Genomic DNA, 24300 nt, shown 5'->3' with positions numbered 1-24300 from the left:
CTATTCCCGCAGCACGCCCGGCCCCGCGACCGTCGGCTCGTCGCCGTCCGGGATGACGTCCTTCGGTGCGCGCGACAGCCTCCCGAACCCGCGCAGGACCTTCAGGAGCAAGATGATGCCCTTGGGCGACTTGAGGTTGATCGCGCCCAGCAGCTGGCGCAGCAGCGAGAGCTGGTCGAAGTAGATGCGCTCGCAGACCAGTTCGTCGTCGCCGCGGAAGACGAAGTACGCGGTCATCCGGACTTTGAACGCGCCGCCCGTCGCCGGCACCGGCCCGAGCGGTCCGAGGTGCGTGCCCAACAAGTAGAACTCGGTGATGACCGCGTCGTCGGCGTGGCGCAGCGCGATCATCTCGTGGCGCTGGTTGGGGAACGCCCGGCGCGTCTCGTCGTAGTAGCCGCGCACCGCTGCGTCGCCGTCGTGGACGGTCTGCGTCGGCACGATCTCGTAGCGGGGATGCGGGAACGTCGACAGCACGTCGTCCCACTGCTGCTCGACCTCGTCGTGGAAGTGGTCGAGGACGAGCTTCTCGCGCACGGCGCGAACCTCTGCGGTGGTCATTCGCGGGACATCAGCACATCGTCCGGCGGCGCGCGACCCGGCAGGTTGCGCGTGAACGGCAGCGCGAGGAACGCCAGCAGCGCGACGGCGCCCAGCGCGCGGCGCAGGCCGTCGAGCTGCGCATCGCCGTAGTCGCGCGCGACCGCTCGCGCCTGCGCCGCCGGGAGGTCGGCCCCGCGGACCGCCGCCTCCACCTCGGCGACCGGCGCAAGCGGGATCCCCTTCTGCGCGACCGCCGCCGCCCGCTGCTGCACCGCCTGCGGCAGGTCTGGGTTGGCGGTGACGCGTTCGACGAAGCCACTCGACAGGGCGGCGATCAGGACCGACCCGATGAACGCGGTCCCCAGCGAGGCGCCGAGGTTCTGCGCGGTGCCCTGCAGGCCGCCCGCGATGTTGATGTGGTCCTCGCCGACCGACGACATGATGATGTTGCCCAGCTGCGACAGCATCAGCCCGGCGCCGACGCCGAACAGCGCGAGCGCGAAGGCGAACGCGGCGCCGTCCAGCTCGACGTCGATCGTGTCGACCAGCAGCACGGCCGCGACGACGAGCGCGAGCAGGCCGAGCTGCGCGACGCGCTTGGGCGCCAGCCCGGCGGCCAGCCGCGGGCCCGCGAGCGCCGCGATCAGCATCGTCACCGACATGGGGAACAACCGCTTGCCGGTCTCGAACGCGTCGAGGCCGAGCACGACTTGGAGGTAGACCGGCAGGACGAAGAACGCGCCGAGCAGCACGAGCTGCTGCATGCACAAGGTGCTCAGCCCGGCGCGCAGCGGCTTGATCCTCAACAACGCGAGGTCGACCAACGTGTCGGCGCCGCCGCGGGTGCGTCGCTCCTCCCAGCGCGCGAAGGCGTACAACAGGATCCCGCCGCCGAGGATCAGGAACGGCACAACCGAGAACCCCAGCGGCGTGATCTCCCGCCCGTCGATCTCTGGTGCGGCCAGCGGCTCGATCCAGCCCCAGGTGCTCGACTTGAGGATTCCGAACACCGCCAGCGCCAAGCCGCCGGAGGACAGCAGCACGCCGACGACGTCGAGTCGCGGCTTCGGCTCGGTCGCGGGGCTCGGCGTCAATCGCCGGCGCAGCAGCAAGATCCCGATGACGATCACGGTCTCGCCGGCGAACACGTAGCGCCAGCTGAGCTCGGTGGTGCACCAGCCGCCGATCAGCGGCCCGGCCGCGATCGCCGCGCCCGCCACGCCGCCGATGATCCCGAACGCCGTCGCGCGCCGCGGGCCCGAGTAGGTGGAGGCGACCAGCGCGACGATCGCCGGCATCACCAGCGCGGCGCCTATGCCCTCAACCAGCGACCAGCCGATCAGCAGCACCGTCAGGCTCGGGCTCAGGGCCGTGGTCAACGACCCGAGCCCGTAGATCGCCAGCCCGATCGCGAAGCAGCGGTCGCGGCCGAGCACGTCGCCTAGGCGTGCGCCGAACAGCATCAGCGACGCCATCACCAAGGTGTAGGCCGTGATCGCCAGCTGCACGCCCTGGATGGTCGTGTCGAGGTCGGCGACGATCTGCGAGATCGACACGTTCATCACCGAGCTGTCCAAGACCATCACGAACTGCGCGGCGGCCAGCACCCCGATCGGCAACCACCCAGCCTCGCGCGACGCGGACATCGCACAACCCTGCGCGCCACCAGGGTGGCACCGCCTCGCCCGCTCCGGGTGACACGCGCCGCAACACGCGCGCGACAAGGCGAGACTCGGTCTCAGCTAGCGTTCCACCTCATGTGCGCGGGATGTGCGATGTCGGCGATGGCGGGCGCGAGCGGCCTACGGGCCTGGCTCCAGACGCGTGGCTGGGCGTTCCTCACGCCCGAGCGGCTGCGAAGGATCACGATCGCGGCGTTCGCGATCGCGGTGGTGGGATCGACGGTGACGCTGAGCGGCTCGGCCTGACGGATCGGCTAAACGCGTTCGGGCGCGGCGCCGCTCGCCGTCGCCTTCGGCAAGACAATCCCTACGTCTTGGTGATCTGATCGGGCCGGGGCCGCGCAGGCACCTGCATGACCGATCAACTGACGGTTGTCGAATTCGACGACAACGAGGCTGTGGCAGAGGCCATGGCCGGCCTGGACGAGGCGGGCTCGACGCGCGGTGGGCTGTTCCGCCGGGCGGGCGCCGCTGCCGGCGGGCTCGGGGTCGCTGCGGCGATCGTGCCGGGCTTCCTCGGCGGCACCGCGAACGCTCGCGAGGGCGGCAGCAAGAAGGAGGACATCAAGATCCTCAACTTCGCGCTGACGCTCGAGTACCTGGAGGCCGCGTTCTACGCGGAGGCCGTCAACCGCGGCGTCTACTCCGGGTCGGTGTTGAACTTCGCGCAGGTCGTGGCCTCGCACGAGGCCACGCACGTCGCGACGCTGAAGTCCGTGCTGGGCTCCAAGGCGGTCGCCAAGCCGTCCTTCGACTTCAAGGGCACGACCAAGAAGTGGAGCACGTTCCTGCGCACCGCCAAGGTGCTGGAGGACACGGGCGTCGCCGCCTACCAGGGCCAGGCGCCGCGCATCCACCAGAACGCGGTGCTCGGGCCGGCCGCAGCGATCCTCGCCGTCGAAGCGCGCCACGCCGCGTGGGTGCGCGACCTGCTCTACGCGGGCAAGTCCGTCAAGCCCGCGCCCGAGGCGTTCAGCACCCCGCACTCGATGTCCGCGATCCTCGCGGCCGTCAAGAAGACCGGCTTCATCAAGTCCTAGGAGAACTGAGACCTTCATGACCTTCTTGCACCGAGAGTCCCAGGTCGACCTCACCGACGTCGTCGCGTTCGACGTCGACGGCGCCCTCCAGGAGACCGCCGAAGAGGCCCGCCGTCAGTCGCGTCGCATGTTCCTGCGCCGGTCCGGTGGGGCCGCGCTCGGCGGCGCCGCGCTGGTCGCCGGGATGGGATCGAGCACCGCGATGGCCGCGACGCCCAAGGGCGACGTCGCGATCGCGAACTTCGCGCTGACGCTCGAGTACCTCGAGTCGGCGTTCTACGCGTCCGCGCTCAAGCACGCCGGGCTGACCGGCGAGCACAAGCGCCTCGCGCGCACCGTCCACCAGCACGAGGCCGCGCACGTCGCGGCGCTGAAGAAGATGCTCGGCAGCGCCGCCGTCAAGCGCCCGTCGTTCGACTTCGGCTCGGCCGTCACGTCGCAGTCGGCGTTCACGGCGACCGCGATCAAGTTGGAGGACACGGGCGTGGAGGCCTACCAGGGCCAGGCCCCGTTCATCAAGAGCCAGGCCGTGTTCAAGGCCGCGCTCTCGATCCACCCGGTCGAGGCGCGCCACGCCGCCTGGATCCGCAACATCGGCGGCATGGCGCCCGCACCCGCCGCGTTCAACCCCGCACTGACCAAGAGCCAAGTGCTGGCCGCGGTCGGCGCGACCGGCTTCATCAAGGCCTAGGCCAAGGAGACCAAGAACATGCCCATCGGATTCCCCGAGATGCTCGTCATCCTCGTCATCGGCCTGATCGTCCTCGGCCCCAAGAAGCTGCCGGAGGCCGGCAAGTCACTGGGCCACGGGATGCGCGAGTTCAAGGAGTCGCTCTCCGGCGGCGGCAGCAGCAACCGGCGCGACGACGCCGACCCCGACGCGGCCTAGCGGCAGCGTCACCCTGAACACGGCCCCGCCGCCGGGAGCGTTCCCGGCGGCGACGTGGCCGTGGTGGGCCGCGGTGAGCGCGGCGACGATCGAGAGGCCCAGGCCCGCGCCGGCCTTGCCGCGCTCGCGGCCACGGTCGTGCTCGGCGCGCCAGAAGCGCTCGAAGAGCTCGGCCGGGTCGTCGGTCGGCAGGCCGTCCCCGTGGTCGCGGATCGTCACGGTCACCTCGGTGGGGGAGGCGTGGGCGCTCAGCTCGATCGCCGAGCCCGCGGGCGTGTGCACGAGCGCGTTGCGCACGAGGTTGGCCAGAATCTGGCGCAGCCCGTTGACGTCGCCCATCACCATGGCCTTGCCGGGCACGTCGGCCTCGAGCGTGATCGTCCGGTCTGGCGCGACCGCGCGGGCGTCGTGCGCGGCGTCGGCGACCAAGCGTCCCATGTCGACCGGGGTGTGCTCGACCTCGGGGATCTCGTCAAGGCGCGCCAGCGTCAAGAGGTCCTCGACCAGCACGCCCATCCGCGCGGCCTCGGCCTCGATCCGGCGCATGCTGCGCTCCATGTCCTGCGGGTCGCTCGTCGCGCCCATCCGGAACAGCTCGGCGTAGCCGCGGATCGACGCCAGCGGCGTGCGCAGCTCGTGCGAGGCGTCGCTGAGGAACGTGCGCAGCCGGCGCTCGGACGCCTCGCGTTCGTCGAAGGCGTGCTCCAACCGCCCCAACATGCCGTTCAGGGCGACGCCCAGCCGGCCGACCTCGGTGCGCGGGCTAGCCACCTCGACGCGCCGCGACAGCTCGCCGGCCGCGATGTCGTCGGCGGTCTGCGTGATCCGCGCCAGCGGCCGCAGCTCGATCTGCACCAGCACGCGGGCGATCACGAACAACAACAGCAGCACGCCGCCGATCACCGCCGCCTCGACCAGCAGCAGGCGATCCAGCGCCGCGTCGACCTGCGCCAGCGGCACGGCGACGATGGTCATGCTGCCGTCCGGCTCGATCTCGGCCCGGACGCGGTAGCGCAGGTCGCCGGAGACGGCGTCGACGGTGTAGAGCTTGCCGTCTTCAAGGGTCGACGGCAGCGATGGCGCCGCCAAGGACGATGACTCGCCGTAGGAGATCGTCGTCGCCGCGAGCACGCTGCCGTTCGCCGAGCGCCGCTGGCCGTAGGTCCCCGACGGCAGGTTCGGCTGCGTCCCGCCGTCACCGCCCGCCGTGCCACCACCGCCCCCGCCCGCGTGCGCGTCAATCCCAAGCTGGGTGTCGAGCGCGCGCGAGATCGCCGGCTCGGCGCTGCGCGTCTGCTCGTCGATCCTGTCGCCCTGGAACGAGCGCTGCGACACGTACGTGACCGCGCCGAGCAGCAGCATCCCGCTCGCGGCGATCACGATCAGGAGCCCCACGAGGCGCGTGCGCAACGTCATGCCGACAGGATCGACACGCGCCCTGAGTGGATCCTGGGGAGCTGCTGGGGTCTGGCGCAGCGCCTAGCGCAGCACGAAGGGCTCGCCGCCCCACGGGTCGACGCGCAGCGGCGGGTTCAGGCCGGTGCGGCCGGCGCGCAGGAGCGTCATGAACGCGTCGACGCGGCCGACGGACTCGGGCCAGTCGGCGCGGCGGTCGCGGTTGTGCGGGTGCTTGAGGTCGGCGCGGCGCAGGCGCAGGAACGTCGCCAGCCAGCGGCGCTCGGAGACCCGCTTGCCCGGCAGCGCATGCAGGCGCGCGCGGGTCCGCCCGATCAGCGTGATGAGCCCGTCGGGGTCCTTGCCGGTGCCGTGCTGGATGGCCGTGTCGTAGAAGATCGCGGTCGCCAGCGGGGTGCGCAGGCGCATCGCGGCGGCCAGGTGCACGGCGGGCTCGTAGTAGAGCTGGTCGACGATCGCGTCCTGGGCGTCGCGGAACGTGGAGTCCGACGCCGCCGCCCGCCAGGCGGCCTCGAAGTTGGACCCGAGACCGCGCGTGCTGTCGCTCTTGGCCTCGGCGCGCGAGCGCAGCACCGGCAGGTAGCCGGCCAGCGTCGCGGTCGGGTCAGCGGACGCGTAGGTCTCGACGGTCAGCAGCATGTCGCCGGTGGCCGAGCAGAACCCGGCGCGGCCCGCGGTCAGCCCGCAGCCGTCGTGCAGGTTGGCGATGTAGTCGTAGCGGATCTTCGTGGTGCTGTTCTCGAACACGCTGACGAGCTGGTCTGCGACGCGCCGCTGGGTGGGGGTGAGCGTCGCCGACGCCGCGCCGGCGAGCACGCCGAACAGCAGGCAGGCGGCGGCCGTCGCCGCCAGGGTCCATCGAAGCTTCCGGGCCATCACCCTCAAGTATCGACCGACGGACGGCAGATGTGAGCGCCGGCCCTGTCGGAGTGTCTGCGTGTCACCCACGAGCACTACGCTCCTGATCCGGATGCCCACCGCCCCGAGATCGCCGCTGATCGGCGTCGTCGCGACCCTCGCCGGGGTCGCGCTGGCGACGCTGGCGATCGCCGTGCTCAAGCACCAGGCGCCGGTCATCTCGCTGTCGGTCGTCTACCTCGTGCCGGTCCTGGTGGTGTCGGCCTATTCCGGGATCGTGCTCGGCGCGGCGTGCTCGGTCCTCGGCGCGCTGTCCTTCAACTTCTTCTTCCTGGAGCCGACCGGCCGCCTGACGATCGCCGACAGCCGCAACTGGGTGGCGTTGCTGGCGTTCCTGGTGGTCGCGCTGGTCGTGTCCACCATGTCGGAGGCCGCGCGTGCCCGCGCCGCCGAGGCGCAGGAGCGCCGCCGCGAGGCCGACCTCGGCGCCGAGCTGGCGCGCACGCTGCTGGGCACGCCGCGGCTGTCGGAGTCGCTGCCGCTGGTCTCGCGGCGGCTGGCCGAGCTGCTTGGCGCGCGCTCCGTGTCCGTCGACTTGGAGCCGACCGAAACCGACGAGCGCCGGGTCACGATCCCGCTGCACGACGGCGCGGCACCGATCGGCGCGCTCGTCTTGCCCGCCGACCTTCCCGAGAGCGAGCTGGCGCGCGTGCGCGAGCGGATCGTGCCGGTGCTCGAGTCGGTCCTGGCCGCGGCGCTGCAACGCGAGCGGCTGCAGGCCGACGTCGTCGAGACCGCCGCGCTGCGCCGCAGCGACGAGATCAAGACCGCGCTGCTGCGCTCGGTCTCCCACGACCTGCGCACGCCGGTCACCGCGATCCTGGCGGGCGCGAGCGCGCTGCGGTCCTCGTCGCTGACGCCGGACGAGCGCGCCGAGGTCACCGACGACGTCGCGGGCTCGGCGACCAGGTTGTCGGGGTTGATCGACCAGCTGCTGGACCTCTCGCGCCTCCAGGCCGGGACCGCCGAGCCGCGGCGCGAGTGGTCGTCGGTCGAGGAGGCGCTGCGCGAGGCCGCCGAGCACGCGGGGTCGGACCCGGCGTTGTTTCAGTTCTCGGTCGACCCCGAGCTGCCGCTGGTGCGGGCCGACGCCGCGCAGCTGGAGCGCGCGTTCGCCAACCTGATGGAGAACGCGGCGCGCTATGGCGGCGGCCACCCGGTCTCGGTGCGCGCCCGCGCGGTCGGCGACCGCCTGCTGATCCGGATCGTGGACCGCGGCCCGGGGATCCCGCTGGGCGAGCAGGAGCGGATCTTCACGCCGTTCTACCGCGCGCCGCAGACCGCGAGCGCCGCGCCGAGCGGCAGCGGCTTGGGGCTGTCGATCGCGCGCGGGTTCGTGGAGGCCAACGGCGGGACCGTGACCGTCGAGTCGCTGCCCGGGCAGGGGACGACGTTCGTGGTGGCCTTGCCGGTCGAGCGGGTGCCGGCATGAACGCCGGCGGCGCGCGCGTCTGCGTCGTGGACGATGACCCGCAGATCCTGCGGGCGCTGCGCGTCGTGCTGCGCGACGCGGGCTACGAGGTCATCCCGGCCGAGAGCGGGGAGGAGGCGCTCGATCGGATGGCCGTGCGCCCGCCCGAGGCGGCGATCGTCGACCTGATGTTGCCGGGCATCGACGGCGTCGAGGTCTGCCGGCGTCTGCGCGAGTGGTCGCAGATCCCGGTGATCGTGCTGAGCGCGGTCGACGAGGAGTCCGAGAAGGTCCGCGCGCTGCGCTCGGGCGCCGACGACTACGTCACCAAGCCGTTCTCGCCCGGCGAGCTGCTGGCGCGGCTGGAGGCGGCGCTGCGCCGCGCGGGCGCGTCGGCTGACGAGCCGATCCTCGAAGTCGATGGCCTTGCCTTGGACCAGGCGGCGCGGACCGTGACGCTCGACGGCGCCGAGGTCCACCTGACGCCGATCGAGTACGGGTTGTTGCGGACGCTGATGCGCAACCGCGGCAAGTTGATGACCCATCGCGCGCTGCTGACCGAGGTCTGGGGCCCGGAGTACGGCGACGCCACCAACGTGCTGCGCACCCACATCGCCAACCTGCGCTCGAAGATCGAGGGCGCAGGCCGTGAACGGCGGTTCATCCGCACCGATTCCGGGGTCGGATATCGGTTCGTGACGTCGCCTTGACGAAATCTTGACGCGCGCCGCCCGAGCCTGAACGGGTCCTTGATGGGAGCGGCCCGATGCTGGATCCATGGACCCATCCGACCTCTTCGGGCTCGTCGTCAGCGTGCTGGTGCTCGCCTACCTCCTGTACGCGCTGCTGCGCGGGGAGCGCTTGTAGGCCATGGCACAGGACCTGCTTCAGATCGCGCTGTTCTTCGCGATCGTCCTCGTCGCCGCACCGCCCGCCGGCGCCTACATGGCCCGCGTCTTCAGCGGCGAGCGCGTCTTCCTGACGCCCGTCGTCGCCCCGGTCGAGCGCCTCTTCTACAAGCTGCTGCGGGTCGATCCCGACCAAGAGCAGGACTGGAAGGCCTACGCCAAGTCGCTGCTCGTCCTCTCGCTCGTCTCGGGCGCGGTGCTCTACCTGATCCTGCAAACGCAGGGCCTGCACCCGTTCAACCCCGCCGGCTTCAAGTCCGGCACCTGGGACGTCTCGTTCAACACGGCCTCGTCGTTCCTCACGAACACCAACTGGCAGTTCTACGGCGGCGAGACGACGATGTCGTACTTCTCGCAGATGGCCGGCCTGGCCGTCCAGAACTTCCTCTCGGCGGCCGTCGGCATCGCGGTGCTGGTGGCGCTGATCCGCGGCATCTCCGCCCGCCACGGCAACGGCACGCTGGGCAACTTCTACAAGGACATCACCAGGATCGTCCTGTACATCCTGCTTCCGCTGTCGATCGTCGGTGCGCTCGTGCTGGCCTCCCAGGGCGTCGTGCAGACGCTGGCCGGAAGCGCCGGCGACATCGCCCGCGGCCCGGTCGCCTCCCAGGAGGCGATCAAGCTGATCGGCACCAACGGCGGCGGCTTCTTCAACGTCAACTCCGCCTACCCGTTCGAGAACCCGACGGCGTTCTCCAACCTGGTCGAGATGTTCCTGATCTTGATCATCCCGGCGGCGCTGCCGTTCACGTTCGGGCGGATGGTCGGCAACCGCCGCCAGGGCTACACGATCTTCGGCGCGATGTCGGTGCTGTTCGTGATCAGCGTGGTCGTCGTCTACCTCGCCGAGCGCCACGGCACGCCCGCGGCGCACGCCGCCGGCCTGGTCGGCGCCAACATGGAGGGCAAGGAGCAGCGCTTCGGGATCGCGGGATCCTCGCTGTTCACCGCGATCACCACGGTCGTCTCCTGCGGTGCGGTCAACACGGCGTTCGAGTCGCTGACCGGCCTCGGCGGCCTGGTCCCGATGGTCAACCTGGGGTACTCGGAGTCCGTCTTCGGCGGCGTCGGGACCGGGTTGTACATGATGCTGCTGTTCGTCCTGTTGGCAGTGTTCATCGGCGGGCTGATGGTCGGCCGCACGCCCGAGTACCTGGGCAAGAAGATCGAGCCCGGCGAGGTCAAGCTGGTGTCGATCGGCGCGTTGTTCACCGCGTTGATCGTGCTCGTCTTCACCGCCGTGGCGTTGTCCACGAAGTACGGCGGGCCGTCGATCTACGCGAGCGGGCCGCAGGGCTTCAGCGAGACGTTCTACGCCTACCTCAGCCAGGCCAACAACAACGGCTCGGCGTGGGCGGGCTACACCGGCTACCTGCAGCCCAACGCGCCCGGCAACGTCGGCGCCCACGGCGTCACGTTCGCCGACCTGATGGGCGGCTTGGCGATGCTGCTCGGCCGCTACGTGCCGATCGTCGCGGTGCTCGCCGTCGGCGGCGCGCTGTCGCGCAAGAAGGTCGCGCCCGCCGGCCTCGGGACGCTGCGCACCGACACGCCGACGTTCGGCGCGCTGCTGGTCGGCGTCGTCGTCCTGATCGGCGCCCTGACGTTCCTGCCGGCCTTCCTGCTGGGCCCGGTCGTCCAGTCCCTCACCACCACCCTGTTCTAGGACATCAACATGCGCAAGGACCTCATCCGCGGCGTGCTGGCGACGGTGCTCTTCACCGTCCTGCTCGGCCTCGCCTACCCGCTGGTCATGACCGGGATCGCCCAGGTGGCGTTCCCGGGCAAGGCCGACGGCTCGCTCGTCGGCGACCGCTCGACGCTCCTCGGCCAGGCCTGGAAGGGCGAGCAGTACTTCCAGCCGCGGCCGTCGGCCACCGACTACAGCGCTTCGGTGACCTACTTCGGCAACCACGGGCCCAACCAGCAGTCGACGATGTACCTGACCCGGCAGAACCTCCAGGCCTACATGTCGCGTGAGGGCAAGTACGACCCCGGCCTACACGCCTCTGCCGTCCCGCCGGACGCCGTGCAGTTCTCCGCCTCCGGCGTCGACCCACAAATCTCGGAGGCCAACGCCGCGATCCAGGCGCACCGCGTCGCCGCGGTCCGCCGCCTCCCGCTCGCCCGCGTCCAGCAGCTCGTCCGCGACGCCACCGACGGCCGCGCGCTCGGCGTCTTCGGCGCGCCCGGCGTGAACGTCACCAAGCTCAACCTCGCCCTCGACCACGAGACCACCCGATGACCACCGCATTGACCCGCTCCGTCCTGACCGACTCCGTAAAGAAGCTCGACCCGCGGATCCAGGTCCGCAACCCGGTGATGTTCGTGGTGGAGATCGGCGCCGCGATCGTCACCGGTGCGATCGTCGTCGGTTCCTCTGATCCCACCTGGTTCACGGTCACCGTCGCGGTCTGGCTGTGGTTGACCGTGCTGTTCGCCAACCTCGCCGAGGCGCTGGCCGAGGGGCGCGGCAAGGCGCAGGCCGACTCGCTGCGCGCGATGCGCTCTGACACGGTCGCCACGCTGCGCGACGGCAGCACACGGCCCGCGGCCGAGCTGCACCGCGGCGATGTCGTGGTCGTCCTGGCCGGCGAGGTGATCCCCGGCGACGGCACGGTCGTGGAGGGCATCGCGACGGTGGACGAGTCGGCGATCACCGGCGAGTCGGCGCCGGTTATCCGAGAGTCTGGCGGCGACCGCAGCGCCGTGACCGGCGGCACGCGGGTGCTCTCCGATCGCATCGTCGTGGAGATCACCCAGGAGCCCGGCCAGTCGTTCCTCGATCGCATGATCGCGCTGGTCGAGGGCGCACAACGGCGCAAGACGCCGAACGAGATCGCGCTCGGGATCCTGCTCGCCGGGCTGACGATCGTCTTCCTGGTGGTCGTCGCGACGCTGCTGCCGTTCGCGCGCTTCGCGGGGTCCGACATCTCCATGACCACGCTGATCGCCTTGTTGGTGGCGTTGATCCCGACGACGATCGGCGCGCTGCTGAGCGCGATCGGCATCGCGGGCATGGACCGGCTGGTCCGACGCAACGTCCTGGCCTTGAGCGGCCGCGCGGTGGAGGCGTCCGGCGACGTCGACGTGCTGCTGTTGGACAAGACCGGCACGATCACGCTCGGCAACCGCCAGGCTGCGGAGCTGATCCCGATGCCGGGCGTGGGGGAAGCGGCGTTGGCCGAGGCGGCGCAGCTGTCGTCTTTGGCCGACGAGACGCCCGAGGGGCGCTCGATCGTCGTGCTGGCCAAGCAGTACGGGATCCGCGAGCGGGAGCTGGCGCCGCACAAGGCTGAGTTCGTGCCCTTCACCGCGCAGACGCGCATGAGCGGCGTCGACTACGACGGCACGCGCCTGCGCAAGGGCGCCGCCGACGCGGTGATCGCGTTCGTGGAGGCCGAGGGCGGCACGCCGCCGGCCGAGCTACGCGGCGTCGTCGACCGGATCGCGCGCGAGGGCGGCACGCCGCTGGCGGTGGCCCAGGACTCGCAGGTGCTGGGCGTGATCTACCTGAAGGACACGGTCAAGGAGGGGATGAAGGCGCGCTTTGACCAGCTGCGCGCGATGGGCATCCGCACGGTGATGGTCACCGGCGACAACCGGCTGACCGCGGCGAAGATCGCCGAGGAGGCGGGCGTCGACGACTTCCTCGCCGAGGCCACGCCGGAGCGCAAGATGGAGTTGATCAAGGCCGAGCAGGCCGAGGGCCGCCTGGTCGCAATGACCGGCGACGGCACCAACGACGCGCCCGCGCTGGCGCAGGCCGACGTCGGCGTCGCGATGAACAGCGGCACCCAGGCCGCCCGCGAGGCAGGCAACATGGTGGACCTGGACAGCAACCCGACGAAGCTGATTGAGATCGTCGAGGTCGGCAAGCAGCTGTTGATCACGCGCGGCGCGCTGACCACGTTCTCGATCGCCAACGACGTGGCCAAGTACTTCGCGATCCTGCCGGCGATCTTCGTCGTCACCTGGGCGGCGCCCGGAGATGCGACCGGCCCGCTCGACGCGCTGAACGTCATGCGGTTGGGCTCGCCGGAGTCGGCGATCATCTCGGCGATCGTGTTTAACGCGCTGGTCATCCCGCTGCTGGTCCCGATCGCGCTGCGGGGCGTGGCCTACAAGGCGGTCGGCGCGACCGCGCTGCTGCGCCGCAACCTGTTGGTCTACGGCCTGGGCGGCCTGATCGCCCCGTTCGTGGGGATCAAGGTGATTGACCTGCTCGTCCACAACCTGCTGGGGGCATGACCGCCGATCGCGGACACCTGAAGGTCTTCCTCGGCATGGCGGCCGGGGTCGGCAAGACCGTGCGGATGCTCGACGAGGGTCGCGCGGAGCTGGAGGCCGGGCGCGACGTGGTCATCGGGTTGCTCGAGACGCACGGCCGCACGGAGACCGAGGCGCGCGCGGCAGGCCTGGAGCGCCTGCCGCGCCGCCGCGTCACCTACCGCGGGACGACGTTCAGCGACCTCGACGTCCCCGCGGTCCTGTCGCGTGCGCCCGAGCTGTGCCTGATCGACGAGCTCGCCCACACCAACGCGCCAGGGCTCGACCACGGCAAGCGCTTCGAGGACGTCGAGCAGCTCCTGGCGGCGGGGATCGACGTCTTGTCCACCATGAACGTCCAGCACCTGGAGTCGCTTAACGACACGATCGCCGAGCTGAGCGGCGTGCGGGTGCGGGAGACCGTGCCCGACGGCGTGCTGCGGCGGGCCGACGAGATCGTCCTGGTCGACGTCACGCCCGAGGCGCTGCTGGACCGCCTGCGCGCGGGCAAGATCTACAAGACGGACCGCATCGACGCGGCGCTGAGCAACTTCTTCAAGATCGAGAACTTGAACGCCTTGCGCGAGACCGCGCTGCGCCAGGTGGCCGAGAACGTCGAGGCCCGGCGCGCGGAGCCGGCCGACGCCGCGGTCGCGCAAGCGGTGGGGGAGCGGTTGATGGCCTTGGTCGAGCCCTACCCAGGCGCGCAACGGCTGGTGCGCCGGGCGTGGCGCAGTGCCCAGCGGCTCAACGCGCCGCTGGATCTGCTGTGGGTCGCGCCGCCCGGTGCGGCCGCGCCCGCCGAGGGCGGGGAGACCGCCCGCGCGCTGCACGCCCTGCGCCAGCTGGCCTCCGTGCTCGGCGCGACGCTGCTGGTGCAGGAGGGCGACGACGTCGCGCAGACCGCTGTCCGCGTCGCCGGAGAGCGGGGCATCACCTACATCCTGCTCGGCGCGTCGCGCCCGCCGCGCGGATTCGCGCGCCTGCGCGAGCCGCTGCCGACGCGGCTGGTCCGCCTCGCGCCCGGCGTCGACGTGCGGATCGTGGCCGACCGCACGCGGAGGCGGCCGCGATGATCGCCCTGCTCGTCGCCGCGCTTGCAGCGCTCGTCCTCGGCCTGGTCGTCGGCCGGCGCGCCGCCCCGCGCCGGCGCCGGGCCCATGCCGAGCGGCCGGAGACCGTCCGGCGGATCCTCCTGCCGTTCACGGGGTCCTCGATCTCACGGCGCGCGTTCGACGCGGCGGTGCGGCTCGCACGCGCGGAGAACGCGACGCTGATGCCGTGCTACTTGGCGACCGTCCCGCTGAACCTGCCGCTCGACGCCGCGCTGCCCGCGCAGTGCCTGCGCGCGATGCCGTTGCTGGAGACGATCGAGCAGCGCGCCATCGCCCAGGACGTCGCGATCGACGGGCGCATCGTGCGCGGGCGCACGCACCGCGACGCGCTGCGCCGGATCCTCAGCGACGAGCGCTTTGACCGCGTGATCGTCTCCGCCGAGCACCAGCTCGGCCCGGGCTTCACCGGCGACGACCTCGTCTGGCTCCTGGACCGCGCCGACGCGGAGGTCCTGATCCTGCGCCCGGCGCTCGAAGACCACCGTGAAGTGGCGGCCGACGTCATCGGCCACTTCTGAGGTCAGGCGCGGGCGGGCGTCGGCAGCCCGAGGTGCTCACGCAGCGTCGCGCCCGGCGTGTAGTCGGCGCGCAGCGCGCCGCGCTCCTGCAACAGCGGGACGACGTGGTCGACGAAGTCGTCCAGGCCGCCGGGCGTGATGTGCGGGACCAGGATGAAGCCGTCGCAGGCGTCCTGCTGGACGTGGTCGAAGATCGTCTGGGCGACCGTCTCGGGTGAGCCGACGAACGAGTGGCGCGCGCGGGTGCGGACCATCAGGTCGCGCAACGTCAGGTTCTCGCCCTCGGCCATCGCGCGGAGCTGGGCGACGGTCTCGTGACGCTTGCCGGCGAACGCGCGCGCCGGGATCGAGCCGGGCGCGATCGTGATCTCGCCCTCGATCGGCTCGACGTCGGGCAGCGGGCCCTCGGGGTCGTACTCCGACAGGTCGCGGTTCCAGAGCTGCTCGGCGAAGACGCGCGCGGTGCCGGCCGAGACCTGCTGGTAGCGGACGACCTCGGCGCGCTCGGCGGCGTCGGCGTCGGTGTCGCCGAGGACGAACGTCGCGCCCGGCAGCACCAACAGCTCGTCGTGCGAGCGGCCGTGCTTGGCCAGCCGCCCTTTGACGTCGTTGTAGAACTTCTGCCCGTCGGGGATCGACGCGTGGCGCGTGAAGATCGCGTCGGCGTGGGCGGCGGCGAACTCGCGGCCGCCGTCGGAGTCGCCGGCCTGGAGGATCACCGGACGGCCTTGCGGCGGCGTGTCGAGATCCCAATCACCTTGCAATGACACCTGGTCGCCGTTCACGCTGAACGGCCCAGGGCCGTCGCGCCAGAGCTGGTCGCACAAGGCCAACAACTCGGTCGCCCGCGCGTAGCGGTCCTCGTAGGGGAGGTAGGCGCCCCGGCGGAAGTTCGCGCCGGTCACCGCGTCGGTGGAGGTGACGAGGTTCCAGGCGGCGCGGCCGGCGCTGAGGTGGTCGAGCGTCGCGAGCTGGCGGGCGACCTCCAGCGGCTCGTGGTAGGTCGTCGTCAGCGTCGCGGCCAGGCCGAGGTGCTCGGTGACCGCCGCGAGCGCGGCGAGGATCGTCATCGCGTCGGGGCGGCCGACGACGTCGAGGTCGTGCAGATGGCCGCCGTGCTCGCGCAGGCTGAGCCCTTCGGCGAGGAAGAAGAAGTCAAAGCGGCCGCGCTCGGCGGCTTGGGCGAGCTGCGCGAAGGACTCGAAGGCGATGTGGCTGCCGGCGGCGGGGTCGCTCCACACGGTGGTGTTGTTGACGCCGGGGAAGTGGGCGGCGAGGCGAACGGGCTTCACGCGGTCACCTCGTCGAGCCCGAGGCGGGCGCGGAGCAGGTTGTCGTCCTCGGGTGGCGTGCGGGCCAGCGCGGCGAGGTCGGTGGCGGTCGCGCCTCGCAGGAGCAGGCCGTCGAAGCCATCGGCGTCGGACCCACCCGGCTCCGTCTTGTCCACCTCGAGCAGCCGCACCAGGCCCGGCCGCGCGGGCGGCGCGGCGGCGGGATCGGCGACGAGCAGCACGTCCGCGAGGTCCGCCAGCGCCGGGTCCCGCACGACGACCGGCGGCTGCCCTTGCGGCGGGCGCGGTGTGATCGATGGGCCGCGCACGCTCAGGTGCTCGCCGGCGTAGTCCGTGTGGTGGACGCGGTCGCGGTCCAGGAAGCGGTCGGTGGCGCGGTCGCGGATCTCGGCGCCGTTCTCCCACGAGCCCCACAGCGCGCGGACCGCGGCGATGTGCTCGCGCGCGTCGCCGAGGAGGTCGCTCGGCACGTCCCACGTCACGAGCCCGTCGGCGGTCGCGTGCGGCAGCGTCTCGGCCAGCCACCCGGCGCGGCCGAGCGCGACGAAGTCGATCGTCGCGATCGCGGTCGAGACCAGGAACGGCTCGGTCGTCGTGGTCGGTGCGGCGGCGACGATCCCGATCGTCGTGGTGGCCGCGGCGGCGCGGGCGGCGACCAGCAACGGGTCGAACGGACCGGTCTCGATGATCACCAGATCAAGGCCCGCGGCCTCCGCGGCGGGCACCAGCGCGGGGTCGGTCACGGAGGCAGCGAGCAAGAGCGAATCAGGCATTGCCGACCGACATGCTAGGAAGTCTGTTCATGCTGCTCTCGCTCCTGGACCAGGCGCCGACCCGTCGCGGCGGGCCCGCAGGCCACGCGATCCGCGAGTCGGTCGACCTCGCGCAGGCCGCCGACGCGCTCGGCTTCCACCGCTTCTGGGTCGCCGAGCACCACGCGATCGGCAGCGTTGCGATCTCCGCGCCGGAGGTCCTGATCGGCCTGATCGGCGCGCGGACCGAGCGGATCCGGATCGGCAGCGGCGGGATGCTGCTGCCCAACCACCGGCCGATCCACGTCGCCGAGCAGTTCCGCTGCCTGGAAGCGCTGCACCCGGGACGCGTCGACCTCGGGATCGGCCGCTCGGAGGGCGCGCTGGACCCGGCGACCGTGCTGGCCTTCGGGCGCCCGGGCGACAACGCGCACGGCGCGGGCTTCGAGGAGCAGCTCGACGAGCTCCTGCACTTCGGGGATGTCACGCGGCTGCCCTCCGAGCATCCCTTGGCGGCCGCGCGGGCGGCGCCGACCGACGTCCAGCTGCCGCCGGTCTTCTTGTTGGGGTCCTCGCGCAACTCCGCCCAGACCGCGGCGCGCAAGGGCCTCGGCTACGGCTTCGCCGCGCACACCAACCCCGACGACGCGGCGCTCGCGCTGCGCGAGTACCGCGAGGCGTTCGTCCCGGCGCGATCGGGCGACCGGCCCCACGCGATCCTCGCGCTGAAGGTCATCGTGGGGGAGGACGACGAACACGCCCGCGCGCTGGACGCCCCCAGCCACTTGTCAATGGTCTTCGCGCGCCAAGGCCAGCGCGCGCCGCTGCTGCCGGTCGACGAGGCGCTGGCGCACGAGTGGACTGACGAGGAGCGCGCGATCGAGGCCAAGTTCATCGACACGCGCGCCGACCACGTCGGCGGCCCCGAGCGCGTGCGCGCCGGGATCGAGGCGGCGGTCGCCGAGTCCGGGGCCGATGAGGTCATCGCCATTGCCAACACCTACGACCCGGACGAGCGACGCGCGTCGCTCGCCCGGCTCGCGGCGTTGTTCGCCTAGTTGGACTAGGCGTTGGTCGCCGGTGCCGGTGCCGGTGCCGGTGCCGGTGCCGGTCACGGCGACGCTGGCGCGCTGAGGGCAGTCCGTCTAATTCCCTATCGGATTTATGGGGAAATCTGCTACGCTGTCCTCAGCATCCACGGACACTCCTCCTGTCGGAAGCTTCGCCCGGCCTCCACGACCCGGACCGGGCGGAACGGGACAAATCGACCGGGGACGGGCCCTTTGGGGCTCGTCCCCGGCCGGTGCGCCTTCGCGGCTAGTCCTTGTCAGCGACGATCACCACGTAGTCGCTGTCGACGCGCCACGTGCCGTCGGTCGCGACGTTGAGCTCCTCGCTGAGCCCGATCAACTCGGCGCGCAGGTCGTCCCAGCGCCCCGCTTCGCTCAGCTTGGCGCGGGCCTGCAGCAGCGGCCCGTAGTTGTCGGTGAACATGTCCAGGAACGCCTCGGCCGACGCGGCGGTGAACGACACCGCTCCGTGCTCGAAGAACAGCGAGACGGGGTGGTCGGCGAACAGCGCCTCGACGTGCTCGGGGCGGCCCCAGCCGGGCGGCGGCGACGCGAACGCGGGCGGCGTGGGCATGTACGGGCCCATCGTCGACCAGAAGCGGCCGATGTAGCCGGTGGCCGACCAGTTGCCGAGCACGATCCGGCCGCCGGGACGGCAGACGCGGACCAGCTCGGCGGCCACGACCTCGTGACGCGGCGCGAACTGGACGCCGATGGCCGACAGGACGCGGTCAAAGCGCGCGTCCTCGAACGGGAGGTCCTCGGCGTCGGCGGCGATCCAGTCGATCGCCACGCCGGCGTCGGCGGCCCGCGCGCGGCCGGCGGCGAACAGCTCGGGCGTGAGGTCGGAGGCGATCACCTGGCCGCCGGCCAGCGCGGCGGGGATCGCGGCGTTGCCGGTGCCGGCGGCGACGTCGAGGACGTCCTGGCCGGGCGTGATCCCGGCGCGCGCGGCGACCGACTCGCCGACGCCGGTGACGAGCGTCGCGATGTGGGCGTAGTCGCCCGAGGCCCACGTGCGGTGGTGGGCGTCCTTGAGAGCTTCGATGGTGACGGTGGGGGTGGTCATGGCGCAGCATGCTGCGCGCCGGGCGTGTGAGCGGCCGTGTGAGGGCGGGCTACACGCTCGTTCGCGCCACTAGGTCGGCCAGCGCGGGGTTGTCGATCTCCCACGCCATCAGCCGCGCGGACTCCAGCGCGGCGCCGTCGCCGCTGCGGCCCGCGTGCGCGAGGCAGCGGACGCTCAGCTCGCGCATCCCGGTCCGGGCGGCCAGCGCGCCGAGCGCCCGGATCAGCGCGCGTCCGTCGCCGCCCGTGTCCAGCTCGGTGCCGATCGCCGCGTCAAGGACATGGCCTTGCATTCAGACGTAGCGGTCGGGCACGCGGTTGCAGCGCGTGCGGGCCTCGTCCATCCAGGCGCGGGCGGCATCGCCCCGGCCGCGCGCGGCCTCCAACAACCCCATGTTGCGTCCGGCGACGCCCTCCCAGCACGGGTCGCCGATGTCGCAGGCGACCGCGAACGCGTGCTCCAGGCGCTGGCCGGCGCGGTCGAGGTCGCCGCGCGCGAGGTCGACCTCGGCACGCAGCGCCTCCGGGAACGGCATGAACGCGAGCCAGCGCTCGGCCTCGACCTGCGCGAGCGCCTCGTCCAGTGCGGCCGCGGCCTCGTCGTGCTCGTCGCGCAGCAGGTGCGCTCGCGCGACCAAGGACAAGGAGAACGCGACGCGACGGCGCTCGCCGGCGCGCTCGGCATGCTCGACCGAGCGGATCAGCGCGGTGAACGCCCCGCCGTAGTCGGCGCTGTCGGAGCGGTTCATGCCCTGGACGGCGAGGATCGCGGCGTGCTCGCCGTCGGTGTTGGCGAGGCGGTCGGCGCGCGCCAGCCGCTCGTCGACCGATGTGCGCCGCCCGGCCTGGATGTCGGTGTAGGCCAACTCGCGCAGCGTGCCGACCAAGGTGTCGCGGTCGCCCGCCGCCTCGGCCGCGGCGAGCGCCTGGGTCAGGACGAGCGCGCCCTCCTCGTCCTGGCCGCGGACCGCGTGCACGAGCGCGCTGCCGAGCGCCAGCAGCGTGCGACCGTGCAGCGCGTCGTCGCGACAGCCCGCGGCCTCGGTGCAGGCCTGGCGCAGCAGCTCGATGCCGTGCTCGACGGCGCCCGCGGCAACGGCGGCGTCGCCGGCCTCCAGGCGCGTGCGAGCGGTGATCGGGTTTCCGGGTGACGACGGCCCGCCCGGCCCGCCCGCGCCGCCGCCCTCCGCGGCCCGTCGCACGGCGGCGCTCGGTTCGCTGCCCAGCTCGCGGCGGAACAGGCGCCGGCACGCCTCGGCCTGCGCGAGCGCGCCCGCGCGGTCGCCGCCGGCGGCCAGGCATCGCACCAGCAGTTCATGGTGGCCTTCGTCGAACGGGTCGACGGCGACCAGCCGGGCGGCGCGCTCGGCGGCGCCCGCGGCGTCGCCGGCGGCCAGCGCGTCGAGCGCGGCCTCGCGCAGTGACGCCGTCGCCCGGCCCGCGAAGCGCCCGCGCGCGACGACCAGCCAGGCCTCGAACGCGGGGGAGGCCGAGAAGTCCAAACCCTCCAACAACTCGCCTTCGCCGCCCTCTCCGCGCACGTCCACCGCCACGCCGTCGGCCAGCGTCAGCGCGATCGGGTCGCCCTCTAGCGTCGCGGCGTCTCCCAGCGCGCGCCGCAGCTGCGCGAGGCTCCAGCGCAGCGCGCCGAGCGGGTCGCTCGCATCGGCGAACAGCAGCTCGGCCAGGTGCCGCCGCGCCGCGGGGCGCTCTGACAGCAGCAGGTAGGCGAGCAACCCCCACGACTTCTGCCCTTTCGGCGCGGGCGCGGGCTCCGTCTCGTCTTCCCGGACGATCGCCGGCGGTCCGAGCAGGCGGATGCTGGTTCCCACGCGAACAACCTTGGCACAGTCACCCCGTGCCTGGCCACTGCGCGCCGGGCTAGGACCGCGGCGGCAGCGTCGTCGCCAGCCCGCGGAGGCCGGTGGCCCAGGCATCGTCCAGCGAGTAGCCGGGCGGGACGCGGTCGTTGAGCTCCAGCCCGATCAACCCGTAGGCGAACGCCCAGAACGCGATCGCAGCGTTGACATCGCCGCGCGCCGACCGCAGGACCATCTCGGCCCCGGGCCGCTCGGCCTCGCGCACGGCCGGGTCGTCGCGGTCCAGCGCGCGCGACGCGATCAGCAGGTGCAGCGCCGGGTTGCGCAGCGCCCAAGCGCGGTAAGCGGCCCACATCGTCTCGATGTCGTCCTCGGGCGGCGTGCCGTCCAGCGCGGCGGCTGCGGCGTCGGACTGCTCGAGCAGGCCGACCGCGATCAGCGCGTTCTCCACCGCCGCCTTGTTGCGGAAGTGCGCGTAGAGCGTCGGGGCCTTGATCCCGAGCTTGTCGGCGAGCAGGCGCATGCGCAGCCCGTCGTGCCCCTGTTCCTCCAGCAGCTCGCGCGCCGCGTGGAGCACCTCCTCGGCCCGCGCACCAAGCCCCCTTGCCTCGTGCATGCTCGGGAACGCTACCGGCTCCCGCCTCGCTGATAGCGTCGCCGGCCGTGAGCGCCAGCCCCAAGCCGCGGATCAGCTACGTCGTCGGGCGATTGGACCGCGCGTTGTCGCTGGCCGTCGAGGAGCGCGTGGCCGCGCACGGCCTGACGCTGCCGCAGTACACCGCGCTGTCGGTCCTGCGAATGCGTCCGGGCCTGTCCAACGCCCAGCTGGCGCGCCGGACGTTCGTGCGCCCGCAGTCGATGATGCAGGTCATCTCCAAGCTGGAGGCCGACGGGCTGATCGTCCGCGCGCCGGACGCCAACCACGGGCGGATCCTGCGGACCGAGATCACCGAGAAGGGCCGTGAGGTGCTCGCCGCGTGCGACCGCTCGGTGACGCAGATGGAGAAGGCGATGCTCGCCGACTTCTCGCGCGAGGAGCGCGACGAGCTGCGCGACGCGCTGCTGACGATGGTCCGCGCGCTTGGCGCCGGTTTCGACGAGGTGTAAGTCCGCCTGATACGTTGCCGGGCCATGGGGTCGAGCGAGAACCTGGCCTGGCCGCTGCGCCGCGCGGCGCGAATGCACGGCGGGTCGACGGCCGTCGTCGACGTCGCCGGCGGCGTGTCGGTGACCTACGCGGAGCTGGCAGCGCGGGTGGCTGCGCGCGGGCGGCTCGGTGTCGCGGAGGGCGAGCGCGTGGGCGTGCTGGCGGCCAACTCGCTCGCGCACCTGGAGCTGTTCCTCGGCGTTCCGGCGGCGGGCGGGGTGATCGTGTCGCTGAACACGCGGCTCGCGCCCGACGAGCTGCGGGCGCTCGTCGCCGACGCCGGACTATCCGTGCTCGTCCACGACGACGGCCACGCCTCCGTCGCCGCGGCGCTCGGGGTCGCGCGCCTCCTCCACGTGGACGACCTCCCCGCGACGCCGCTTCCCGCCGCCGCACCTGCGCCCGACGCCGACGCGCTCGCCGCGATCTCCTTCACCGGCGGCACGACCGGGCGCGCGAAGGGCGTGATGCTCTCGCACGGCAACCTGTTGGCCAACGCGCGCCACAACCTCATCGCCACGGGTCACCAGGACAGCGACCGCTGGCTGCACGTCTGCCCGATGTTCCACGCCGCGGGGATCGCGAACGTCGTCGCCGCCACCTGGGTCGGCGCGCATCAGGTCGTCCTGCCGCGCTTTGACGCCGCTGCGTTCTGCGCCGCCGTCGAGGAGCACGCGATCACGCACGTCGCGCTCGTCCCGACCATGTTGGGGATGTTGCTCGACCACCTCGCCAACCATGACGCCGACCTCTCGTCGCTGCGCCACATCCAGTACGCGGCCTCGCCGATCACGCCCGACCTCCAGCGCCGCGTCCTGGAGCGCTTCGCCGGCGTCGACGTCGCGCAGTTCTACGGGATGACCGAGGCCGCGCCGACGGTCAGCACCTGCACGCCCGCCGACCACCGCCGTCCTGACGGCGCGCGCCTGGGGTCCATCGGCGCGCCGGTCGTCGGCGTCGAGGCCGAGGTGCGCGACGCGGAGAGCGGCGCGCCGCTGCCCGTCGGCGAGATCGGCGAGCTGTGGGTCCGCGGGCCGAACGTCATGTTGGGGTACTTCAATCAGCCGGATGCGACCGCCGCCGCTTTGCAGGACGGCTGGTACCGCACCGGCGACGCCGCCCGCGCGGACGCCGACGGCTACCTGTACCTCGTCGACCGCCTCAAGGACATGATCATCTCCGGCGGCGAGAACGTCTACTCGGTCGAGGTCGAGGCGGTGCTCGCCGAGCACCCGGCGGTCGCGGAGGTCGCGGTCTTCGGCGTGCCCGACGAACGCTGGGGTGAGGCCGTCCACGCCGTCGTCAGCGTCACTGCCACAGACGCCGAGGTCACACCCGCTGAGCTCATCGCGCACTGCCGCGCCTCCATCGCCGGCTTCAAGGTCCCGCGGGCGATCGAGATCACCGAGGCGCCGCTGCCGAAGTCCGGCGCGGGCAAGCTGCTCAAGCACGAGCTGCGCGCGCCGTTCTGGGCCGGACGCGAGCGCAATATCAGTTAAACTGTTATCCTCTCGCCTATGAGCGAGAGCCAGTGGGAGACGGTCCGGGTCACGGTCGAGGAGGGCATCGGGTGGTTGGAGTTCCACCGGCCCGACAAGCGCAACGCGATGAACCCGACGCTGAACGCCGAGATGGCCGAGGCGCTACAGGCGCTGGACCGCGACGAGAACGTCGGGGTCGTGGTGCTGACCGGGGCGGGCGACGCATGGTCGGCCGGCATGGACCTCAAGGAGTACTTCCGCGAGGTCGACAACGGCCCGCTGTGGCGCCAGCGCGAGGTCCGCTACGACTCACAGACCTGGCAGTTCCGGATCCTGCGCCACTTCTCCAAGCCGACCATCGCGATGGTCAACGGCTGGTGCTTCGGCGGCGCCTTCATCCCGCTCGTCAGCTGCGACCTCGCCATCGCCGCCGACGAGGCGACCTTCGGTCTCTCGGAGATCAACTGGGGCATCCCTCCCGGAGGCATGGTCTCCCGCTGCCTCGCCGACACCGTCGGCAGCCGCGACGCCTTGTGGTACATCATGACCGGCGAGACCTTCGACGGCCGCCGCGCCGCCGAGATGAAGCTCGTCAACAAGTCCGTGCCGCTGGACCAACTCCGCGACGAGACCACCAAGCTCGCCAAGGTCCTGCTCGAAAAGAACCCCGTCGTCCTCGACGCCGCCAAGAACGGCTACAAGCACGCCGCCGACATGGGCTGGGAGCCCGCGCTCGACTACCTGTACGCCAAGCTCGAGCAATCCCAGTTCAACGACCGCTCCTCGGGCCGCTCCGAGGGCCTCAAGCAGTTCCTCGACGACAAGGCCATCCGACCGGGCTTGCAGACCTACCAGCGCTGAGGTTTCTGGTGGCGCGGCGTGGGCGTTGGTGGATCGGCGAGGCCGACGACACCGTCTTCATCGTCGGCCGCTCGCGCTCAGGTTGCCGGAGCGCCGG

25 protein-coding genes and 1 pseudogene are annotated in these 24300 nt (G+C 72.1%); 16 read left to right on the top strand and 10 right to left on the bottom strand.

The annotated features are described in order from the left end of the window. The gene (locus ACT01A_RS05915) at positions 1-561 is read right to left on the bottom strand and encodes an ester cyclase (RefSeq protein ID WP_445151317.1); all 561 of its coding nucleotides are present in this window, start codon (positions 559-561) and stop codon (positions 1-3) included. Continuing rightward, the gene (locus ACT01A_RS05910) at positions 558-2189 is read right to left on the bottom strand and encodes an MFS transporter (RefSeq protein WP_445151316.1); all 1632 of its coding nucleotides are present in this window, start codon (positions 2187-2189) and stop codon (positions 558-560) included. The genes ACT01A_RS05915 and ACT01A_RS05910 overlap by 4 nt, the downstream gene beginning before the upstream one ends. A 111-nt stretch (positions 2190-2300) precedes the next feature. Between ACT01A_RS05910 and ACT01A_RS05905 the strand changes: the two genes are divergently transcribed. From ACT01A_RS05905 to ACT01A_RS05890, 4 genes are all read left to right on the top strand, one after another. After that, entirely contained in the window at positions 2301-2471 is a 171-nt protein-coding gene (locus ACT01A_RS05905; protein WP_445151315.1) for a hypothetical protein, read from the top strand. Between the two features lie 107 nt (positions 2472-2578). Continuing rightward, on the top strand, positions 2579-3265 hold the full coding sequence (locus ACT01A_RS05900) for a ferritin-like domain-containing protein (RefSeq protein WP_445151314.1): 687 nt from the start codon (positions 2579-2581) through the stop codon (positions 3263-3265). Between the two features lie 16 nt (positions 3266-3281). Beyond that, positions 3282-3956: a ferritin-like domain-containing protein gene (locus tag ACT01A_RS05895; RefSeq protein ID WP_445151313.1), complete on the top strand. Its 675-nt coding sequence runs from the start codon at positions 3282-3284 to the stop codon at positions 3954-3956. Positions 3957-3974: 18 nt separating this feature from the next. Beyond that, entirely contained in the window at positions 3975-4154 is a 180-nt protein-coding gene (locus ACT01A_RS05890) for a twin-arginine translocase TatA/TatE family subunit (protein ID WP_445151312.1), read from the top strand. A 54-nt stretch (positions 4155-4208) separates the two neighbouring features. Here the strand turns inward: ACT01A_RS05890 and ACT01A_RS05885 are convergent. Next, positions 4209-5129, bottom strand: a pseudogene (locus ACT01A_RS05885) (sensor histidine kinase); the annotation flags it as partial. A 504-nt stretch (positions 5130-5633) separates the two neighbouring features. After that, the gene (locus ACT01A_RS05880) at positions 5634-6446 is read right to left on the bottom strand and encodes a chitosanase (protein ID WP_445151311.1); all 813 of its coding nucleotides are present in this window, start codon (positions 6444-6446) and stop codon (positions 5634-5636) included. Positions 6447-6540: 94 nt separating this feature from the next. On the opposite strand from ACT01A_RS05880, the gene ACT01A_RS05875 reads away from it, so the two are divergent. From ACT01A_RS05875 to ACT01A_RS05840, 8 genes are all read left to right on the top strand, one after another. Further along, on the top strand, positions 6541-7920 hold the full coding sequence (locus ACT01A_RS05875) for a sensor histidine kinase (protein WP_445151310.1): 1380 nt from the start codon (positions 6541-6543) through the stop codon (positions 7918-7920). Continuing rightward, positions 7917-8609 (top strand): response regulator transcription factor, encoded by a 693-nt coding sequence (locus ACT01A_RS05870; protein ID WP_445151309.1) that lies wholly within the window; start codon positions 7917-7919, stop codon positions 8607-8609. The genes ACT01A_RS05875 and ACT01A_RS05870 overlap by 4 nt, the downstream gene beginning before the upstream one ends. Positions 8610-8676: 67 nt before the next feature. Further along, complete coding sequence (locus ACT01A_RS05865) at positions 8677-8766, top strand: potassium-transporting ATPase subunit F (protein ID WP_445151308.1); 90 nt, start codon at positions 8677-8679, stop codon at positions 8764-8766. A gap of 3 nt (positions 8767-8769) precedes the next feature. Then, a complete protein-coding gene (kdpA, locus tag ACT01A_RS05860; RefSeq protein WP_445151307.1) occupies positions 8770-10476 on the top strand; it encodes a potassium-transporting ATPase subunit KdpA in 1707 nt (568 codons plus the stop codon). Between the two features lie 9 nt (positions 10477-10485). Then, positions 10486-11055: a potassium-transporting ATPase subunit C gene (locus tag ACT01A_RS05855; protein WP_445151306.1), complete on the top strand. Its 570-nt coding sequence runs from the start codon at positions 10486-10488 to the stop codon at positions 11053-11055. Then, positions 11052-13061, top strand: coding sequence for a potassium-transporting ATPase subunit KdpB (gene kdpB, locus ACT01A_RS05850; protein WP_445151305.1), 2010 nt, complete (start codon positions 11052-11054; stop codon positions 13059-13061). Before ACT01A_RS05855 ends, kdpB begins: the two co-directional genes overlap by 4 nt. Then, the gene (locus ACT01A_RS05845) at positions 13058-14155 is read left to right on the top strand and encodes a histidine kinase (protein ID WP_445151304.1); all 1098 of its coding nucleotides are present in this window, start codon (positions 13058-13060) and stop codon (positions 14153-14155) included. The genes kdpB and ACT01A_RS05845 overlap by 4 nt, the downstream gene beginning before the upstream one ends. Beyond that, positions 14152-14712, top strand: a complete 561-nt coding sequence (locus tag ACT01A_RS05840; RefSeq protein WP_445151303.1) for a universal stress protein — start codon at positions 14152-14154, stop codon at positions 14710-14712. Before ACT01A_RS05845 ends, ACT01A_RS05840 begins: the two co-directional genes overlap by 4 nt. 2 nt (positions 14713-14714) lie before the next feature. Here the strand turns inward: ACT01A_RS05840 and ACT01A_RS05835 are convergent, their stop codons facing one another. Continuing rightward, a complete protein-coding gene (locus tag ACT01A_RS05835; protein WP_445151302.1) occupies positions 14715-16004 on the bottom strand; it encodes an LLM class flavin-dependent oxidoreductase in 1290 nt (429 codons plus the stop codon). Next, entirely contained in the window at positions 16001-16777 is a 777-nt protein-coding gene (locus ACT01A_RS05830) for an LLM class flavin-dependent oxidoreductase (protein WP_445151301.1), read from the bottom strand. The genes ACT01A_RS05835 and ACT01A_RS05830 overlap by 4 nt, the downstream gene beginning before the upstream one ends. Positions 16778-16806: 29 nt before the next feature. Here ACT01A_RS05830 and ACT01A_RS05825 point away from each other — a divergent pair, with 29 nt between their 5' ends. Further along, positions 16807-17814 carry an LLM class flavin-dependent oxidoreductase gene (locus ACT01A_RS05825; protein WP_445151300.1) on the top strand — a complete coding sequence of 336 codons (1008 nt, stop codon included), beginning with the start codon at positions 16807-16809 and terminating at the stop codon, positions 17812-17814. Between the two features lie 259 nt (positions 17815-18073). Here ACT01A_RS05825 and ACT01A_RS05820 read toward each other — a convergent pair whose 3' ends face one another. The 4 genes from ACT01A_RS05820 to ACT01A_RS05805 are packed head-to-tail and all read right to left on the bottom strand — an operon-like array spanning position 18074 to position 21330. Further along, positions 18074-18895, bottom strand: coding sequence for a class I SAM-dependent methyltransferase (locus ACT01A_RS05820; RefSeq protein ID WP_445151299.1), 822 nt, complete (start codon positions 18893-18895; stop codon positions 18074-18076). Between the two features lie 49 nt (positions 18896-18944). Further along, complete coding sequence (locus tag ACT01A_RS05815) at positions 18945-19187, bottom strand: hypothetical protein (RefSeq protein WP_445151298.1); 243 nt, start codon at positions 19185-19187, stop codon at positions 18945-18947. Beyond that, positions 19188-20726 (bottom strand): AfsR/SARP family transcriptional regulator, encoded by a 1539-nt coding sequence (locus tag ACT01A_RS05810; protein WP_445151297.1) that lies wholly within the window; start codon positions 20724-20726, stop codon positions 19188-19190. Between the two features lie 49 nt (positions 20727-20775). Next, the gene (locus ACT01A_RS05805; protein WP_445151296.1) at positions 20776-21330 is read right to left on the bottom strand and encodes a TetR/AcrR family transcriptional regulator; all 555 of its coding nucleotides are present in this window, start codon (positions 21328-21330) and stop codon (positions 20776-20778) included. A 47-nt stretch (positions 21331-21377) separates the two neighbouring features. On the opposite strand from ACT01A_RS05805, the gene ACT01A_RS05800 reads away from it, so the two are divergent. Genes ACT01A_RS05800 through ACT01A_RS05790 form a run of 3 tightly spaced genes read left to right on the top strand, consistent with a single transcriptional unit; the run spans position 21378 to position 24203 of the window. Next, the gene (locus ACT01A_RS05800; protein ID WP_445151295.1) at positions 21378-21821 is read left to right on the top strand and encodes a MarR family winged helix-turn-helix transcriptional regulator; all 444 of its coding nucleotides are present in this window, start codon (positions 21378-21380) and stop codon (positions 21819-21821) included. 24 nt (positions 21822-21845) lie between these two features. Beyond that, positions 21846-23360 carry a class I adenylate-forming enzyme family protein gene (locus tag ACT01A_RS05795; RefSeq protein WP_445151294.1) on the top strand — a complete coding sequence of 505 codons (1515 nt, stop codon included), beginning with the start codon at positions 21846-21848 and terminating at the stop codon, positions 23358-23360. Between the two features lie 18 nt (positions 23361-23378). Further along, entirely contained in the window at positions 23379-24203 is an 825-nt protein-coding gene (locus ACT01A_RS05790; protein ID WP_445151293.1) for a p-hydroxycinnamoyl CoA hydratase/lyase, read from the top strand. Positions 24204-24300 lie beyond the last annotated feature (97 nt).

The sequence above is a fragment of the Baekduia sp. Peel2402 genome (genome assembly GCF_052567285.1).
The sequence above is the reverse complement of the archived record's forward strand: the minus strand, read 5'-3'. Positions and strand labels throughout refer to the sequence as shown.